Consider the following 14,645-nt stretch of genomic DNA (forward strand, 5'->3'; position numbering starts at 1 on the left):
ATGCGCGGCCTGCTGGTTGGGTGGCTGTTGTGCTTGATTCCTGCGCTGGCGACAGCGCAGGACGAGCCACTGCGCCTGGCCTTCGACGGCCAGCTGCTGCGGGTGGGCCAGGGCCAGGTGCTGGACCGCCAGCCGTTGCCCGATTCCCTGCAGGCACCACTGGGCAGCCTGTGGAAGCTGTTCGTCTACGCCTGGCTGGTGGACACCCATGCACAGGAACCGGCCTACGAGTGCCGCGGCCAGTCCAAGGAAGAAGTGTATTGCTGCAGCGCCGGGAAGAGCATCGGTCGCGACCAGGCCCTGGTGAAGTCCTGTGGGCTATATTTCGAGCCGCAGCGGCTCGGGCTGGGGGCCACGGACTGGCGCGACTACTGGCAGGCTCGCCAGGCGCCGTCCTGGCTGCTGGACCTGCCCGCCCTGCAACCGCAAAAGCAGGTGCCCGTCGTCGAGCTGCTCGAGGCGCTGGCCACGTTGCCGGCCCAGGACCAGGCCCGTCGGGTGCTGCTGGATGTGGTGCTCAACGCCTCGGATGGCCGGCTTGTCGGTCAATTGGGCAGTCGCCTGCGGGTCAAGACCTGGAGTTGGCTCGGCGAGCAGGGGCCGGCATCGCGCCAGGGTGGCTTCGCCGGTTGGCTGGCCGATGGGACGCCCGTATGGGCCGGGGGGCGGGGCACCAGCCAGCAGGTCCTGAAGGTGTTCGGTGACGGGCTGGCCGCGGCGCTGCCGGTGCGTTGGCCGGCCGAAACGGGACGTTGCGTGGAAGTGGGCCTGTTTGCCCGATACCCGTTGCAGCGTGTCATGTCGGGTGATCGGCCGGTCGCGCCGGGTCAATTGCGCGGTGATTACCGCGTCGAGTTCGCCAACGGCAACCAGTTGGATATCCATAGCGACGGCGAGCTGTTCCTGACGCCCGGCAAGCTGGTGGCGCGGCTGGACCGGGAGGAATACGTCGCCCGGGTCCTGCAGCGCGAAGCCAAGGCCGAACCCTCCGAAGCGGCCAAGGCCCTGGCCGTGGCGATTCGCACCTACCTGTTGCAGAACGCCCAGCGCAACGGCGATTGCCTGAGCATCGACGACAGCAGCCATCGGCAACGGGTCGCCCCGCGCCCGGCGACGGCCGAAACCCGGTCGATCGCCGCCTGGACCAACGACCTGGTCCTGGCCGGCACCGATGTGACCTATCACTCCGACCAGCCAGGTCCGGACAAGCTGTCCTGGCAGCAGGCGGTGGAACAAGCCAGCGCCGGGCAGCGCTACGACGCCATCCTGCTGCATGCCTATCCACGCGCCAGCCTCAGTCGCTGGGACAATCCGGTGGCGTCCTGCGAAGCGTTGCCGGCTGCCCAGCAATGGCTGCTCAAGCAGCGTCGAGGCTGGCGTCCTCGGCTGGAAAGCGAAGTGGGCTACAACGAAATCAGCGCTTTGGCAGTATGCCGTCTCGCCTTCGGCCGGCCTTATGTCGACCGCGAGCGCCAGCGCATCTACGTTCGGGGCGTGCTATCGCTCCAAGACCGCCTCGACCTGACTCATGAATACCTGCACCTGGCCTTCGAAGCTCATCCCAACGGCCAGGACGAAGACTATATCGAAGGGCTCGCCCGTCACCTCTTGCTGGAATAGACCATGACACTCCGTTATCCACAGGTCTTGCTGTTGCTCTGCGCCATGACCGCGTTGCCCCTGGCCGTTGCCGCTGACGGCATCAAACTCGACACCCCGGTCGGCGGCTGGCGCAGCGGCGCACCGGGCGGCGAGGATGAAAACTTCAGCCAGACCGTCAACTACCCGGCCTCGTCGGTCAATACGCCCCAGGGCCAGGCCGGCACGGCCCGCATTACCGGCCAGATCAAGGCCATGCCCAAGGACACGAGCGAGCCGGGCAAACTCATCGTCAACGGCGTGAGCCTGCCGTTGAAGCTCGATCCAGAGGGGCGCTTCGACCGGCCATTCTCGTTTCCCAACGGCACCAACAGCGTCGAAGTGCGCAGTCCCGATGGCCAGCATCGTCACCGCACCCAGTTCCTCAACACCAGTGGCGGCGCCACGCCGGCCAAGCTGCGGGTCTTGCTGACCTGGGACAGCGACGGCACCGACCTGGACCTGCACCTGCTCACGCCCGACGGTGCCCACATCTGGTACGGCGACCGGGTCGCTCCCAACGGTGCCGCGCTCGACGTCGACGTCACCACCGGCTACGGCCCGGAGATCTTCGCCATGCCGGCACCGATCAAGGGGCAGTACCAGGTCTACGTCAACTACTACGGCGGCGGTTATCGCAACGAGGAAAGCGATGAAGACGCAGAATCAGTCGAGCAGGCGAAACAAGCCCTGACCACGGCGCAGATCACCGTGATCACGGAAGAGGGCACGCCGAGCGAAAAAATGGAGACGTTCGTGGTCCCGATGCGGGCGCCGGGGGAGTTGACCCTGGTGAAAAGTTTTAGTTATCCGTGAGGAGAATTGGCCAACAGCTATTGGACAATCGTGGGTGGTAGACAGGCAGGAGACTGTCACCGCCTGTCGCCTTCCCTGAATTCCCAACCCCCCTTCCAGTCGATTCCAGAGAGCCCCTACAAAACCGAAACAAACGCCCCACCCCGCGAAAGGAGGCCATCCATGCGCATCCATCACCTGAACTGCGGCTGCATGTGCCCGGTGGGCGGGGCGTTGTTCGATGGCTACAGTCGTGGGCTGACGGCGTGCCTGGTGTGTCACTGCCTGTTGGTCGAAACAGACACCAACGGCCTGATCCTGGTGGACACCGGATTCGGCCAGCGGGATATCCAGACCCCCGAGCGGCTGAGCCGATTCTTTCGCACGTTCAACAACATCCGGTTCGAGCATCGGCTCACGGCGCTGGAACAGATCCGACGCCTGGGTTTCGACGCCCACGATGTGCGACACATTCTCTTGACTCACCTGGATTTCGACCACGCCGGCGGGCTCCAGGATTTTCCCCAGGCGCGGGTGCATGTGATGCGCGACGAGATGGCGGTGGCCCGCTCCGCGAACACCTGGATCAGTCGGCGTCGGTTCCAGGCCCGGCAGTGGCAGGGTGTGGACAGTTGGGAGTTCTACACCACTGAAGGCGACACCTGGTTTGGCTTCGACTCGGTGCGGGCGCTGATCGGGGCGGAAGAAGAGGATATTTTCCTGGTGCCGTTGCAGGGCCATACGGCCGGTCACGCCGGGATCGCCCTGCGCACCCCCGGCGGCTGGATGCTTCACGCCGGCGATGCGTATTTCTTTCACGATGAAGTCCATCAACCCGAACGCCATTGTCCGCCGGGCATGCGGTTTTATCAGTACATGATGGACACGGACCGTCCGGCACGCCTGCATAACCAGAGTCGTTTGCGGGAACTGGCATTGTCCCGGGATCATCAACCTGTCGAGATCTTTTGCAGCCACGACGTCCGGGAGTGGGAACGAGCCGTGGCCCGGGCGCGCAAGCTGCGGGTCGACTCCAGTGCTATGCCGTCGGCCACGGGCAAGCAGTCAACCTGACGCTGGCCTGATGTTGCCGAACAGCTGCTTTCCCTTCGCCCACTTTCAGTGGGCTTTTTTCAGGTCCACCAATACCGGACCAGATGAAAGAAGATCGGTGCCGCGAAACACACCGAGTCCAGTCGGTCGAGCATGCCGCCGTGGCCTTCGATCATATGGCCCCAATCCTTCACCCCGCGGTCGCGCTTGATCGCCGACATCACGATGCCCCCGGCAAACCCCAGCAGGTTGATCAGCAAGGCGATGAGGAACGACTGCCAGGAGTTGAACGGCGTGATCCACCACAGCGCGCCGCCGATCAGCGAGGCCAGCAGGATGCCGCCAGCAAAGCCCTCCACGGTCTTCGAAGGCGACAGGTTCGGTGCGATCTTGCGCTTGCCGAACAACTTGCCGCACACGTACTGCAACACATCCGACAGCTGCACCACGATCACCAGGTACGCGATCAGCAACAGGTTGCGGCCCTCGAAACCGGCGATGTCCAGGGTCAGCAAGGCCGGGACGAAGGAGATGCAGAACACCGCGATCATCAATCCCCACTGCACCTTCGAAGCACGCTCCAGGAAGTGCGTACTGTCGCCGCCCAGGGACGCCAGGATCGGCAGCAGCAGGAACACATACACCGGGATGAAGATGGAGAACAATCCGTACCAGTCGTAGTAGATCAGCAGGTATTGCAGCGGCAGCGCCAGGTAGAACGCGGCCACCAGGGCCGGGTAATCGCTGCGTCGGGTGGGCGTCAGGGTCAGGAATTCCCGCAGGGCGTAGAACGACACTGCGTAGAACAGCAGGATGACCGCCGCATTGCCGAGCCAGAACGCGATGCCGATCACCAGCACCATGATCCACCAGGCATTGATTCGCGCGTTGAGGTTATCGATGACCGAGTTCGGTGCGCCCTTGGTCCGCAGCTTGAGGATGAAGCCGATGACGGACGCCAGCACCAGAATCGCGCCGATTCCGCCAAACAACATCAGGGTGTATCGATCCATGTCAGACGTGCTCCGGGGCCAGTGCCAGCAGTGCGGCGCGGCTGCGTTCAAGAAATTGCTCTTTGCTTTCGCCTTCTTCGATGCACAGCGGTGCACCGAAACTGGTGGTGCATAACAGGGGCAAAGGCAGCACCCGGCCCTTGGGCATGACACGGTTGAGGTTGGCGATCCATACCGGGATCACTTCGACCTCGGGATGGCTTTTCATCAGGTGATAGATCCCGCTCTTGAAGGGCAGCAGGCCTTCGTCTGGGTTGCGCGTGCCCTCGGGGAAGATGATCAGCGAGTCGCCGTTGTGCAGGGCATCGAGCATCGGTTGCAGCGGGTTGTACCCGGGATCCTTGCGCTCCCGGTCCACCAGCACGCCATTGAACACCCGGTTGATGATGTAGCGGCGCAGCGGGCTGGTCTGCCAATAGTCGGCACCGGCCACCGGGCGAGTGAGCTTGCGCAGTGCCGGCGGCAGGGACGCCCAGAGCAGCACGAAATCGCCATGGCTGCTGTGGTTGGCGAAATAGATCCGCTGCACCGGCCGCGGCGCGCAACCGAGCCACAGGCTGCGGGCGCCCGTGACCATGCGGGCGGCGGAGGTGATGAGGTTGGCGACCACGGGTTCGAACATGAGGATTCCTTATCCTGAAAAGGCTAGCCAGGGACTGGCCAGGATGAAGCCCAGCGTCAAGACAACTTGTGCCCCCAGCAGGCGCGACTGTCGACGCAACAGCATCAACGCGCCTCGTTGGCGTTCGCTCCACAGGCGGCCGGCGCGTTCGGCCGGCTGCAGGCCCAGGGTGGTGAGGGCCTGATCCAGGGCGAAGGTGCGCTCGGCCAGCGAATGGGCGCTGTCGGCCATGCGCTGGAACAGATCGGCATCGAATGCCACGCGCAGCGCCCAGTATTTTTCCAGCAAGCCGAGGACGATCAATGTGGCACTCAACAGCAGCAACCATGGGTCGATCACGCCCACCAGCCATTGCCCGAACCCCAGCAGCGCCGCCAGCAGCGTCAGCCCGGTGGACAGCTGGTCCAGGGCGTGACCGCGGCGCAACAGGCTCGCGACGGTATGCAGTTCCATGTCGCTGATCATCGCTGGTGCTCCTCGGCCAGTTGCGTCAAAACCCGGCGGTGGGCCGGATGCAGTACGACGCCCGGGCGGGCCCGTTGGACTTGCCCGATGGCGTCATCGACACTCGCCGCCCGGCCACTGTGCAGCAGCCACGCGGCCACGGCGGTGGCGCTGCGTGAATAGCCCAGGGCGCAGCAGACCAGCACCGGCCCGTATGGGCGCAAGTTCTCGATCGCCTGCGCCGCTTCCAGGCATTGCCCGGCTGTCGGCACCGTCAAGTCGAGCACCGGCAATGAGCGGTAGGCGATGCCAGTGCTGTCCACGGACAGTTCGGCGCAGAGGTCGAGCACGCCGCCGAACGGGCTGCCCTTCAATTCCGCCGACGTAGGCACGCGCCCCAGCCAGACGCCATCCGTGACCTGATCCGGCTGCGGATGCTGGCGTGTCCACCAACGGGAATTGACCCAGGCGGCTGCCAGGTAGGGGGCCAGCATCCAGCGTACGGCGGGGTTCAGCCGGCCATCGGCACGCTTCTGGAACCCGTCGGCGCCGAACAGCAGGTAATTGAGCGCCACCCAAAGCAGCGCCACCGCCGGCCAGACCAGCCACAGCCAGGCGCCGGCGAAGGCAAACGCCGGAATGAACATCGCTGCCGCGCCCAAGGCATAACGCAAGGCCAGTCGCAGGCGTGCGCGGTCATGGCTCAGGCGCGCGCTTCGCAACGGGCTGGGCCGATCCAGCGGCCACAGCCAGACACACAGCCAGCCGGCCAGCGCGCCGGTGGGAACGTCGATGAAATGATGCTGGTAAGTGGTCAGCACCGACACGCCGATCAAGGCGAACCAGCCGTGCATCAGCCAGCGCCAGATACCTTGCAGATGGCGCTGGTAGCAAACCCAGAGGATGACCAGCAACGCGATGTGCAGCGAGGGCGCCTGGTTGAATGGCTTGTCGAAACCGGCCAGCACGTCGAACAGCCAACCGAACACCCCATCCATCTCCGGTCGGGCAAAGGTGAAGCGCAGCGGCCAGAGCAGGAAGCAACTGACCGCGATCGCCTGGGCCGTGAGCAGGCGCAAGGCGTGTCGCTTGAGGGCATCGCGGCTGTTGGGCAGCAGCAGGGACAAGCCATACAGCAGGTCGATCGACCAGTACGGCACGATGGTCCAGGCCATGAACGGCATGTGGCTTTCCCAGCCGAACACCAGGCTGCCGACATCGTCGCGCTGGGACGTGACCCAGGTGGCGAAGCCGTAGGTGCTGAAGAACAGCGGGGCCAGCAACAGCAGCCAGAACACCGCCGGCTTCAGCAGCGCCGGCTCCCGGGCGGGGGCGATGACAGCGCTCATCACTGCACTCGCTGGGCCAGCGAAACGCTGAAGATGCCCCACGCATCGACCCGCAGGGTGATCTTGCGAAAGCCTGCAGCCTCCACCAGTTGGTCCATTTCCGCCTGGCTGCGCCGACGCATCACCCACGCCTGCCCGGCGCGGTGGCTGGTGAGGGCGCGGGCAATGAGCTCCAGCTGCGGGTGCCACGGCTGGCCGGTGTAGATCAGGAACCCCCCCGGTTCCACCGCTTCGGCCAGGCCCGCGAGGGAGCCGCCGACCATCTGGTTATCGGCGAACAGCTCGTACAGGCCGGACACCACCGCGAGGGTCGGCTTGGGCTCCAGGGCCGCCAGGTCCTGGCGATCGAAAGCATCGCCTTTGACGAAACGGGCGATGTGCCCCAGGCCTTTTTCCTGGATCAGTGCGCTGCCATCACGCACGTTGATGTCGCTGTAGTCCCGCAGCAGGATCGACTCCGGCAACGGGCTGACACCCTGCAGCGCTTCGAGAATGTAGCGGCCGTGGCCGGCGGCGATATCGACGATGCGCACTTCGCGCTGCTCTTCGCGCAGCTTGCCCATGGCCAGGCGCAACAGTTCTTCCACGTGCAGCTTGCGCTGGCGGATGCCACGCCAGCCGATGGAATCCAGGTAGTTCCGGTCGATCAGCCGCCCCAGCGCCGAAGTACCGGTGGCGCGGTTGCGGTAGACATAATCCAGGGTGCTGCCGGAGTCGAAACCGGTGTCGAAGCCCAGCTTCACGCCGGCTGACAGGGTGCTGCCCAGGCGCATGCTGGCGCGGGTCATGCGCCAGTACAGGTCGCGCGGCGAATTGTGCGGCAGCGGCGTTGCCAGGGATTCGGCTTCGGCGCAGGTCGCGCCCAGGCGGTCGGCATCCAGCAGGGAAGGGCGCTCCAGGGGGCGTTCGAAATTCTGCAGGATAAAGCGCCGGGCGCTGGCAATGGCCGGTGCGCGGTGCTTCTCCCCCAGGGTGTCGTGAAAGAAACCCGGCAGGATGTGCTTCTCTTTCTGCAGGCTGCCCAGTCGCTCGAAGAACTGCTCCTGGGGTTTGCGGTGCACCACGAAGTCGGAACCGGAGATCAGCAACTGCGTCGGCACCTGGATCGCCTGGGCATCGGCCACCACCCGCTCGGCGGCTTCGTACAGGCCCAGCAGCACATTGACCGAGATGGCCTTGGTAATCAGCGGATCGCTGTCGTAGGACGCCACGCGCTGCGGGTCATGGCTGAGGAATTTCGCCTTGACGTAGCTGTTGACGAAGAAATTGCCGCGAAACCTGCGCATCAGCGCCAGGCCCGGACGGGCGAAAGGCACGTAGAGCTTCACCTTGAACGCCGGCGATGCCAGCACCAGCGAACGGATGCGCGGTGCATAGTCATGGACCCAGGTCGCGGCGATCACCGCGCCGACGCTTTGCGCCACCACGGCGATGTTCTGTTCATCGATCTGGTGCTGCGCGCCGATGTGGTCGCAGAACGTCTGTACATCCCGCGCACTGGTGGCAAAGCTCGGGCTGTCGCCCCGCTCGCCAGGGGACTGGCCATGGCCCCGGGCGTCCCAGGCAAAAAAGTCGAAGCCGGGCAGGTCCAGTTCGTCCACCAGGTGCGCGATGCGCCCGGAGTGTTCGTGGCCACGGTGAAACAGCAGCACGGCCTGGCGGGGTTCGCCCGGGGCCACGTCGACGGCCGGCCAGTGTCGGTAGAACAGCTCCACGCCGTCATGGGTGGTGAATGTCCGGTGTTGGGCTTCGCGCATTGCAAGATCCTTTATGCTGAGGGAGCGTTTTCCTTCACTTGGTCCAGGCCATGACGCACCCGGTTGACCAAGGTATAAACCAGCAGGGCGGCAACCACCGCCATCACACCATCGACCCAGGGAGCCCCGAGCCAACCCAGGGCGATGCCAGTCGCCAGCACGCCCAGCACGAAGGCCCGGTCACTCTTGCCCATCGGCCCGTCGTAGCGTCGCGAAGCCCCGACCATCGGCCCCAGCACACCGGCGTATTCGCTGAACAACGCCAACAGCGTGACCGACAACACGAGCAACAGGCTGGCATCGGGAATCAGGGCGAAAGGCAGGATCAGGGCAGCGTCGGCGATGATATCGCATAGCTCGTTGAGGTAGGCGCCCAGATGCGATTGTTGGCCGAACTCCCGGGCGAGCATGCCATCCACGGCGTTCAAGGCCATGCGCAGGAACATCCAGGCTGGCACCAATACGAACACCCAGGGGTGCTGGGCGAACCCGGCGACGATCGCGCCGACCAGCACTGAAACGGCACCTGCCAGCACGGTGACCTGGTTGGCGGTGACGCCCTTGTCGTAGAGCCGTTGGACCATGGGCCGCAGCAGGTTCTGGAAGGCGGGTTTGAGTTGGTAGATCGAGGGCATCGCGATGGTCTCGGGACGTTGGCGGACGTGATGAATGCAGGTGCGAGATTACGACAGGTCATGGCCTGGCTGGTGGGGTATTTCTCCAGATTGGGCTCAGGTCTACATCTTGCCGTGAAAGGCCTGGCTGGTATCGCGTGCCGGGGAGCAAGAGGGACCGTCCCCATGGCCGCCACGCTGGCCGTGGCGTCATAGCTGCCCGGCGACTTCGGCGATCAATTCCCTGAACCATTGCTGCGCCGGATGGGACTCGCTGCGCCTGTGCCAGATCAGGTCGAAGGTCATCGGCGGCAGCGTCACCGGTGGCGGGAACATCACCAGCTTATGGCTGCCGGCCGCGCTCATCGCCACTCTTCGCATCACCGTGGCGGTCAGCCGGGTACGGGCGATCAGCGAGGGGACGGCGAACATCTGCGGCAATGTCAGGGCGAGCTCCCGCTGTTTTCCTTGCTGGGCGAGAGCCTGGTCCACCACGCCGTACAAGTCTTGCTCGGGAGACACCAGGACATGGCGCAGCGCCAGGTAAGCCTTGAGGGTCATGGCGCGGCGGGCAACCGGATGGTCATGGGCCACGATGGTGACGAATTCGTCCCTGAGCACGGTCCGATTCAGGATCCTCGCCGCAGCCTGGGTCGGCGGCACGCCCACCGCCGCGTCGATCAGGCCGTTGTCCAGCATGTCGACGGTATGGTCGCGGTCGTTGAACGCATGGACATTCACCGAAACCCCCGGCGCCTGTTCGGCGAGGGCCTGCAACAGGGCGGGCAGGAGCACATAGGCCGGGTAGTCCGACAGGCCGAGCTTGAATACCGCGCGAGCCTCGGCAGGGTTGAACGCGGGGCGCTCCACCAGTGCCACCTGCAACTGATGCAACGCCTGGGCGATCGGCACCGCCAGTTCCCGGGCCCTGGGTGTCGGCAACAGACCGTCGGCGCTGCGGGCAAACAGCGGATCGCCCCACAGTTTGCGAAGCCTGGCCAGGGCCGCGCTCATCGCCGGCTGACTGACCCCCACCCGAGCCGCGGCCCGCGTGACGTTGCGCTCGGTCATCAGTGCGTCGAATGCCACCAGCAGGTTCAAATCGATGCCATGAAAATCCATGAATCAAATAAACATCCATATCGGTTATTTGTTAGACGGATCGTATCCCGCCCTCGCACTATCTCGCTACCCCACCTGGCCACAGCGAGAAACCGATGAACATCTCCAGCATCAGCCTTGCCGACCAACTGCGCGCCGAGCGCCTGGCGGTCGAAACGTTCTACCGCGCGTTCAGCGACAAACAACCGGATCTGGTCGACGAAGTGCTGGCCACGCACTGGGACGACATCCCGTTGGCGCCGGGGCAGGCCCCCGGCCCTGAAGGCATCAAGACCATCATCCGCAGCGTTGTCCAGGCGTTCCCCGATGTGCGGATCGTTATTCACGACGTGGTCCAGGAGCCTGGAAAAATGGCCGTGCGCGCGCAAATCAGCGGCACCCATGACGGTGAGCTTTTCGGCATCGCCGCCACCGGCAGGCAAGTCAGTTTCCCCATCCATGAATTCCACCGCTTCCACGACGCGAAGCTGACGACGACATGGCACCTGGAAGACTGGTTCGGCGTGTTCATCCAGCTTGGCCGGTTCCCCACCCAGGCCTGAAGAGGAGTCTGCCAAATGAAGAGCGCTTTGATTCACGAGTTCGGTAGCCCGGATGTGCTGGTCGCTGGTGAAGCGACCCTGCGAACCCCTCAACCCGAGGAAGTCGTCGTCAGCGTCGAGGCCGCCAGCGTCAACCCGCTGGACGTCAAGATCATCGCCGGCTACATGCAGCCGATCTTTCCCGTGACGTTTCCCTATGCGCCAGGCACGGATTTCAGTGGCGTGATCGAATCGGTGGGCGAGCGGGTGAGGCACCTGAAGGCCGGCGACCGGGTCGTCGGCCGCACCACTCCCAGCCACGGTGGCGCCTTCGCGCAGCGGCTGGTCATCGCCGCCGCCGAGCTTTGCGTCATTCCCGCGTCGATGGGTTTCGAACAGGCCGCCGCCTTACCAACGGCCTATGGCACCGCCGCGCAGGCGCTGTTCGACGTCGGCAAGTTGCAGCCAGGGCAGCGGGTCCTGATCCATGCCGGGGCCGGGGGCGTGGGCAGCATGGCCATCCAGCTGGCCCATCTTGCCGGCTGCCATGTGATCGCAACCGCATCGGCGAAGAACATCGAGCTGGTGAAAAGCCTGGGCGCCGACGAGGTCATCGACTACCGGAGCCAGACCCTTGAAGGTGTGCGGGATATCGACCTGGTGCTCGATACCCTGGGCGGCGAGACGCTCGAAGAGTCCTGGCAGGTGCTGCGCCCCGGGGGACACATCTCGACCCTGGTGGAGTTCAACATCCAGGGACGGGACGGTTGCACAGGCGAATTCGTCTTCTTCGCCAGCGCAGTGCCGTTCCTTCCCGAGGCGGTCAGGCAGTTCAGTGCGGGCCGGCTGCAAATCATCATCGATTCGAGCTTTACCTTGTCCGACACCCGCGCGGCGCTGGAGAAGGTCGCCACCGCCCACGCGCGGGGCAAGGTGCTGATTCGTCCGGGTACCTGAGCGGTCAGGCCTGGGCCACCGTTTGTCGATGCATCGAGCGAAGGTCGTCGAGGTAGTCAGCCTCCAGGCCTTCCAGGGCAGCGCACCGCGTGACCAAGTCGCGGCGACGGACCTTGCCGGTGATCTGCGCCATGGCCATCAAGCCCTTGAGCACACCGGCCTCCTGGGCAAACCGCTGGACCCGTTCGAGGGTCGCCTCGGGTACGCCGGTCATCGACAGGTAGCGGGCAAAGCAATTGCGCGAGCCAGCCAGGAGCGTGAACACGTCATGCAGCGCGCGAAACTTGGTCGTGTCGCAGGCCAGGGGGTTGTCCAGCAGCGCTTCGAGGTGGCCGTAGAACCAGGGTTCCACCTTGAAGCCGTCCAGGAATGCCTGATGGCGCTGGCGGAATGAACGCTCGACACTGTGTCGTGGTGGTGTCCACTCCAGGCAGAACATGCGGCGACTGCCCTCGTTCTGGAAGAACTGGTCGATCACTTCCTGGGGGTAGCGGTATTCGCACAGCACACTGGCGGCATTGTCATCGACGATGTCCCAGGTGCCGTCGGCATGGGCCTGGCGCAGCACGACAACGTGCTGGGCATGTGAGCTGCGGTATTCGGGACAGTGTGCAAAGTAATACACGTCCCCCGACAGGAAGGCGCAACCGTAGGCCTGGATCTGCTGGTGGATGACCGGCAGCAGCTCATCCAGGTGTTCGGCCTTGCGCTCATGAAAACGTACGCCCAGCAGCGCCAGGTCGTCGTCGGCGAAATAACCGCTTTGCAGCGCGTACTTGGCTTTGTTCTGCACCACCATCTGCTGGAAGATATCGTCCACCGCCGGCAAGGCGTTGTAGAAGAGCCAGTCCACTTCTATGCCCAGGCGTTTCATGAACACAACGGCATGGCGCTGGAAGCAATTGAGGAAACGTCGGTCGTACAGGTGCACATCGTAGGCAAACGGTTGTTCTTCCATGACGGGCGATCCTCGCCTAGGCAGTCAGGTAGTGCTCCAGGAGAAGCCCGGCGACAGCTGCCGGGCTGCCCAGGAACTGGGGGGCCAGATGGTCGGTTTCGAACTCGATCTCAAAGGCATCCTCCAGGCGCGTCACCAGGAGCATCAGCTTCATCGAGTCCACCCCTGCTTCGAGAAAAGACAGCTGCGGGTCGACCTGGACGCTTTGGGGCGCCACTTCCTTCATCAGCGCGTAGACCTGCGCGAGCACGGTCTGTCGATCGGTTTCAAGCTCTGTGGAACTCATCGGATGCCTCCATCAATCAATCATGAGCGCGCCAGCGGAACGGGCTGCGCGGGGCGACGCAACTGGGCCAGTCCCAGCAGCCCGATGGCGGTGACCAGGCCGGTGCCGATCATCAGCGCCGGGCCGGATGTCGGGCCCAAGACCGATGCGGAGGTCGCAAAGGTCAATAACAAGGGGCCGGTGGCCTGCATCGAATAGGCGCAGAACGTGCTGCGACTGCCCACCAATGCCGCCTGGGCATCGTTGTTCGCGCAGCGCATCAATTGGCTGCGAACGGCGATTCGCAGGTGGTTGGTGACGAATCCGACCAGGAACGCCCCGACCAGCGACAGCGGCACCAGGGGCGCCAGGACCATCAGCGCATCCACCACGATCAGGGCGCTGGCGAACAGCACCAGGCGGTGCTTGCCCAGGGGCAGCAGCGCGGCCAGGAAAGCCCCGATGCCCGCGACGCCGGACGCGATGCCGAAACTGGTGGGGCTCCAATGGTTAACTTGCTGGTAGACGACCGGCATCATGCTGTTGAAAGCGCCGATGTGCAGGGCGATCAACCCGAGGCAGGCCATCCAGCCGTAGGGCATTTCGAACGTATCGTCCTGGCTTTGCCTGGCCTGCCGAGGGGCAGGGCCCGGGGCCTCGACGATGACGCTGCGCCTCATCCGGCCGGCCAGCAACGCCGGGCTCAGGGCCGCCCCCGTCAACGCCACGGCCATCAGAAAGACCGAATCGTCGAGCAGGCCCAGCAGCGCGCCACCGGCCAACGACCCCGAGAAACCGCCGACCTGGATGGCGGTTTGCATATAGCGCGCGGCATCGTCCGCCGGTAGCCAGCCGGCGACGACCCGGCGGGTGTTCTCGATTTCCAGGGAACTGGCCGTGAGGAAATCGACTGTCCCCACCAGCAAGGCGATCAACAGGAAGACACCCAGGGCCGAGGCCAGTCCGGACCAGGCGAAGAGTGCCGCAATGGCAAAGGCCGAGATACGCAACGCCACCAGCCAAGGGGCGTCGACGTTGGCCGCTCGTCCTCGACTCAGCAGATCCAGCGCGAAGGGAACGGCGACCGAGAGACACAGGACCACGCCAAGGGGGACGCTGGAACCGGAGAGCTTGAGCGACATCCAGATCACGCCGGTCAATACGGCCTGGTCGCAAGCCGTGGACAGCGCAACGACACCGTAGAACAGCAAGTTTCGCGACGACATGAATGAAACTCCGGTGGGGTCAACCGCGTGACGGGCGAGTGACCAGGGCGTGGATCGTCGAACGAGCGCCTCGAAGCAAACCCGCCCGCCACAGCCTTGATGATCGGCAGAGAGGGCGCGACGAGGACGCCTGAAAATACCCAGGCCCCGACACGCGGCGCAACTTGCGTTAGCAAAACTAAAGGCCACTGCAAAAACCTAACGCAACGCCACGAGGGTGTTTGCCAGTAGTAGGCTCTGACGACCGATGCCATCGGACGCAGGAGCGAGCGGCGTGGAAAGTGAAGGACTGCAAACACTGATTTCAAAGT

15 protein-coding genes are annotated in these 14,645 nt (G+C 64.5%); 5 read left to right on the forward strand and 10 right to left on the reverse strand.

Going from position 1 to position 14,645, the window contains the following annotated elements; translation table 11 throughout:
• The 3 genes from BT179_RS18860 to BT179_RS18870 all read left to right on the forward strand — a co-directional run bounded on the left by BT179_RS18860 (nucleotide 1) and on the right by BT179_RS18870 (nucleotide 3,507).
• Nucleotides 1-1,620: a DUF2300 domain-containing protein gene (locus tag BT179_RS18860; protein ID WP_072431428.1), complete on the forward strand. Its 1,620-nt coding sequence runs from the start codon at nucleotides 1-3 to the stop codon at nucleotides 1,618-1,620.
• Nucleotides 1,621-1,623: 3 nt separating this feature from the next.
• On the forward strand, nucleotides 1,624-2,454 hold the full coding sequence (locus tag BT179_RS18865; protein WP_072395630.1) for a YfaP family protein: 831 nt from the start codon (nucleotides 1,624-1,626) through the stop codon (nucleotides 2,452-2,454).
• 162 nt (nucleotides 2,455-2,616) lie between these two features.
• Complete coding sequence (locus BT179_RS18870) at nucleotides 2,617-3,507, forward strand: MBL fold metallo-hydrolase (RefSeq protein ID WP_072395632.1); 891 nt, start codon at nucleotides 2,617-2,619, stop codon at nucleotides 3,505-3,507.
• A gap of 59 nt (nucleotides 3,508-3,566) precedes the next feature.
• On the opposite strand, the gene BT179_RS18875 is transcribed toward BT179_RS18870, so the two are convergent.
• From BT179_RS18875 to BT179_RS18905, 7 genes are all read right to left on the reverse strand, one after another.
• Nucleotides 3,567-4,499: a phosphatidate cytidylyltransferase gene (locus BT179_RS18875; protein WP_072431427.1), complete on the reverse strand. Its 933-nt coding sequence runs from the start codon at nucleotides 4,497-4,499 to the stop codon at nucleotides 3,567-3,569.
• Nucleotide 4,500: 1 nt separating this feature from the next.
• Nucleotides 4,501-5,121, reverse strand: coding sequence for a lysophospholipid acyltransferase family protein (locus BT179_RS18880; protein WP_072395636.1), 621 nt, complete (start codon nucleotides 5,119-5,121; stop codon nucleotides 4,501-4,503).
• A gap of 9 nt (nucleotides 5,122-5,130) precedes the next feature.
• Entirely contained in the window at nucleotides 5,131-5,586 is a 456-nt protein-coding gene (locus BT179_RS18885) for a hypothetical protein (RefSeq protein WP_072431426.1), read from the reverse strand.
• Nucleotides 5,583-6,914, reverse strand: a complete 1,332-nt coding sequence (locus BT179_RS18890; RefSeq protein WP_072431425.1) for a phosphatase PAP2/dual specificity phosphatase family protein — start codon at nucleotides 6,912-6,914, stop codon at nucleotides 5,583-5,585. Before BT179_RS18890 ends, BT179_RS18885 begins: the two co-directional genes overlap by 4 nt.
• Nucleotides 6,914-8,671 (reverse strand): bifunctional alpha/beta hydrolase/class I SAM-dependent methyltransferase, encoded by a 1,758-nt coding sequence (locus BT179_RS18895; protein WP_072431424.1) that lies wholly within the window; start codon nucleotides 8,669-8,671, stop codon nucleotides 6,914-6,916. The genes BT179_RS18890 and BT179_RS18895 overlap by 1 nt, the downstream gene beginning before the upstream one ends.
• Nucleotides 8,672-8,682: 11 nt before the next feature.
• On the reverse strand, nucleotides 8,683-9,306 hold the full coding sequence (locus BT179_RS18900) for a CDP-alcohol phosphatidyltransferase family protein (protein WP_072431423.1): 624 nt from the start codon (nucleotides 9,304-9,306) through the stop codon (nucleotides 8,683-8,685).
• Nucleotides 9,307-9,495: 189 nt separating this feature from the next.
• Nucleotides 9,496-10,407: a LysR family transcriptional regulator gene (locus tag BT179_RS18905; RefSeq protein ID WP_072431422.1), complete on the reverse strand. Its 912-nt coding sequence runs from the start codon at nucleotides 10,405-10,407 to the stop codon at nucleotides 9,496-9,498.
• A 95-nt stretch (nucleotides 10,408-10,502) separates the two neighbouring features.
• Between BT179_RS18905 and BT179_RS18910 the strand changes: the two genes are divergently transcribed.
• Both BT179_RS18910 and BT179_RS18915 read left to right on the forward strand, forming a co-directional pair.
• Nucleotides 10,503-10,949, forward strand: coding sequence for an ester cyclase (locus tag BT179_RS18910; RefSeq protein WP_072431421.1), 447 nt, complete (start codon nucleotides 10,503-10,505; stop codon nucleotides 10,947-10,949).
• 15 nt (nucleotides 10,950-10,964) lie between these two features.
• The gene (locus BT179_RS18915; protein WP_072431420.1) at nucleotides 10,965-11,885 is read left to right on the forward strand and encodes an NADP-dependent oxidoreductase; all 921 of its coding nucleotides are present in this window, start codon (nucleotides 10,965-10,967) and stop codon (nucleotides 11,883-11,885) included.
• A gap of 4 nt (nucleotides 11,886-11,889) precedes the next feature.
• Here BT179_RS18915 and BT179_RS18920 read toward each other — a convergent pair whose 3' ends face one another.
• The 3 genes from BT179_RS18920 to BT179_RS18930 are packed head-to-tail and all read right to left on the reverse strand — an operon-like array spanning nucleotide 11,890 to nucleotide 14,334.
• Complete coding sequence (locus BT179_RS18920) at nucleotides 11,890-12,843, reverse strand: hypothetical protein (RefSeq protein WP_072431419.1); 954 nt, start codon at nucleotides 12,841-12,843, stop codon at nucleotides 11,890-11,892.
• Nucleotides 12,844-12,859: 16 nt separating this feature from the next.
• The gene (locus BT179_RS18925) at nucleotides 12,860-13,129 is read right to left on the reverse strand and encodes an acyl carrier protein (RefSeq protein ID WP_072395663.1); all 270 of its coding nucleotides are present in this window, start codon (nucleotides 13,127-13,129) and stop codon (nucleotides 12,860-12,862) included.
• A gap of 20 nt (nucleotides 13,130-13,149) precedes the next feature.
• Entirely contained in the window at nucleotides 13,150-14,334 is a 1,185-nt protein-coding gene (locus tag BT179_RS18930; RefSeq protein WP_072431418.1) for a hypothetical protein, read from the reverse strand.
• Nucleotides 14,335-14,645 lie beyond the last annotated feature (311 nt).

This window comes from Pseudomonas sp. NFACC43 (genome assembly GCF_900119645.1).
In the GTDB taxonomy this organism is placed as follows: domain Bacteria; phylum Pseudomonadota; class Gammaproteobacteria; order Pseudomonadales; family Pseudomonadaceae; genus Aquipseudomonas.

What these genes read in the sequence shown, in the direction of transcription:
- BT179_RS18860 (WP_072431428.1), top strand. Translation starts at nt 1, where the DNA reads ATGCGCGGCCTGCTGGTTGGGTGGCTGTTGTGCTTGATTCCTGCGCTG.
- BT179_RS18865 (WP_072395630.1), top strand. Translation starts at nt 1,624, where the DNA reads ATGACACTCCGTTATCCACAGGTCTTGCTGTTGCTCTGCGCCATGACC.
- BT179_RS18870 (WP_072395632.1), top strand. Translation starts at nt 2,617, where the DNA reads ATGCGCATCCATCACCTGAACTGCGGCTGCATGTGCCCGGTGGGCGGG.
- BT179_RS18875 (WP_072431427.1), bottom strand. Translation starts at nt 4,499, where the DNA reads ATGGATCGATACACCCTGATGTTGTTTGGCGGAATCGGCGCGATTCTG.
- BT179_RS18880 (WP_072395636.1), bottom strand. Translation starts at nt 5,121, where the DNA reads ATGTTCGAACCCGTGGTCGCCAACCTCATCACCTCCGCCGCCCGCATG.
- BT179_RS18885 (WP_072431426.1), bottom strand. Translation starts at nt 5,586, where the DNA reads ATGATCAGCGACATGGAACTGCATACCGTCGCGAGCCTGTTGCGCCGC.
- BT179_RS18890 (WP_072431425.1), bottom strand. Translation starts at nt 6,914, where the DNA reads ATGAGCGCTGTCATCGCCCCCGCCCGGGAGCCGGCGCTGCTGAAGCCG.
- BT179_RS18895 (WP_072431424.1), bottom strand. Translation starts at nt 8,671, where the DNA reads ATGCGCGAAGCCCAACACCGGACATTCACCACCCATGACGGCGTGGAG.
- BT179_RS18900 (WP_072431423.1), bottom strand. Translation starts at nt 9,306, where the DNA reads ATGCCCTCGATCTACCAACTCAAACCCGCCTTCCAGAACCTGCTGCGG.
- BT179_RS18905 (WP_072431422.1), bottom strand. Translation starts at nt 10,407, where the DNA reads ATGGATTTTCATGGCATCGATTTGAACCTGCTGGTGGCATTCGACGCA.
- BT179_RS18910 (WP_072431421.1), top strand. Translation starts at nt 10,503, where the DNA reads ATGAACATCTCCAGCATCAGCCTTGCCGACCAACTGCGCGCCGAGCGC.
- BT179_RS18915 (WP_072431420.1), top strand. Translation starts at nt 10,965, where the DNA reads ATGAAGAGCGCTTTGATTCACGAGTTCGGTAGCCCGGATGTGCTGGTC.
- BT179_RS18920 (WP_072431419.1), bottom strand. Translation starts at nt 12,843, where the DNA reads ATGGAAGAACAACCGTTTGCCTACGATGTGCACCTGTACGACCGACGT.
- BT179_RS18925 (WP_072395663.1), bottom strand. Translation starts at nt 13,129, where the DNA reads ATGAGTTCCACAGAGCTTGAAACCGATCGACAGACCGTGCTCGCGCAG.
- BT179_RS18930 (WP_072431418.1), bottom strand. Translation starts at nt 14,334, where the DNA reads ATGTCGTCGCGAAACTTGCTGTTCTACGGTGTCGTTGCGCTGTCCACG.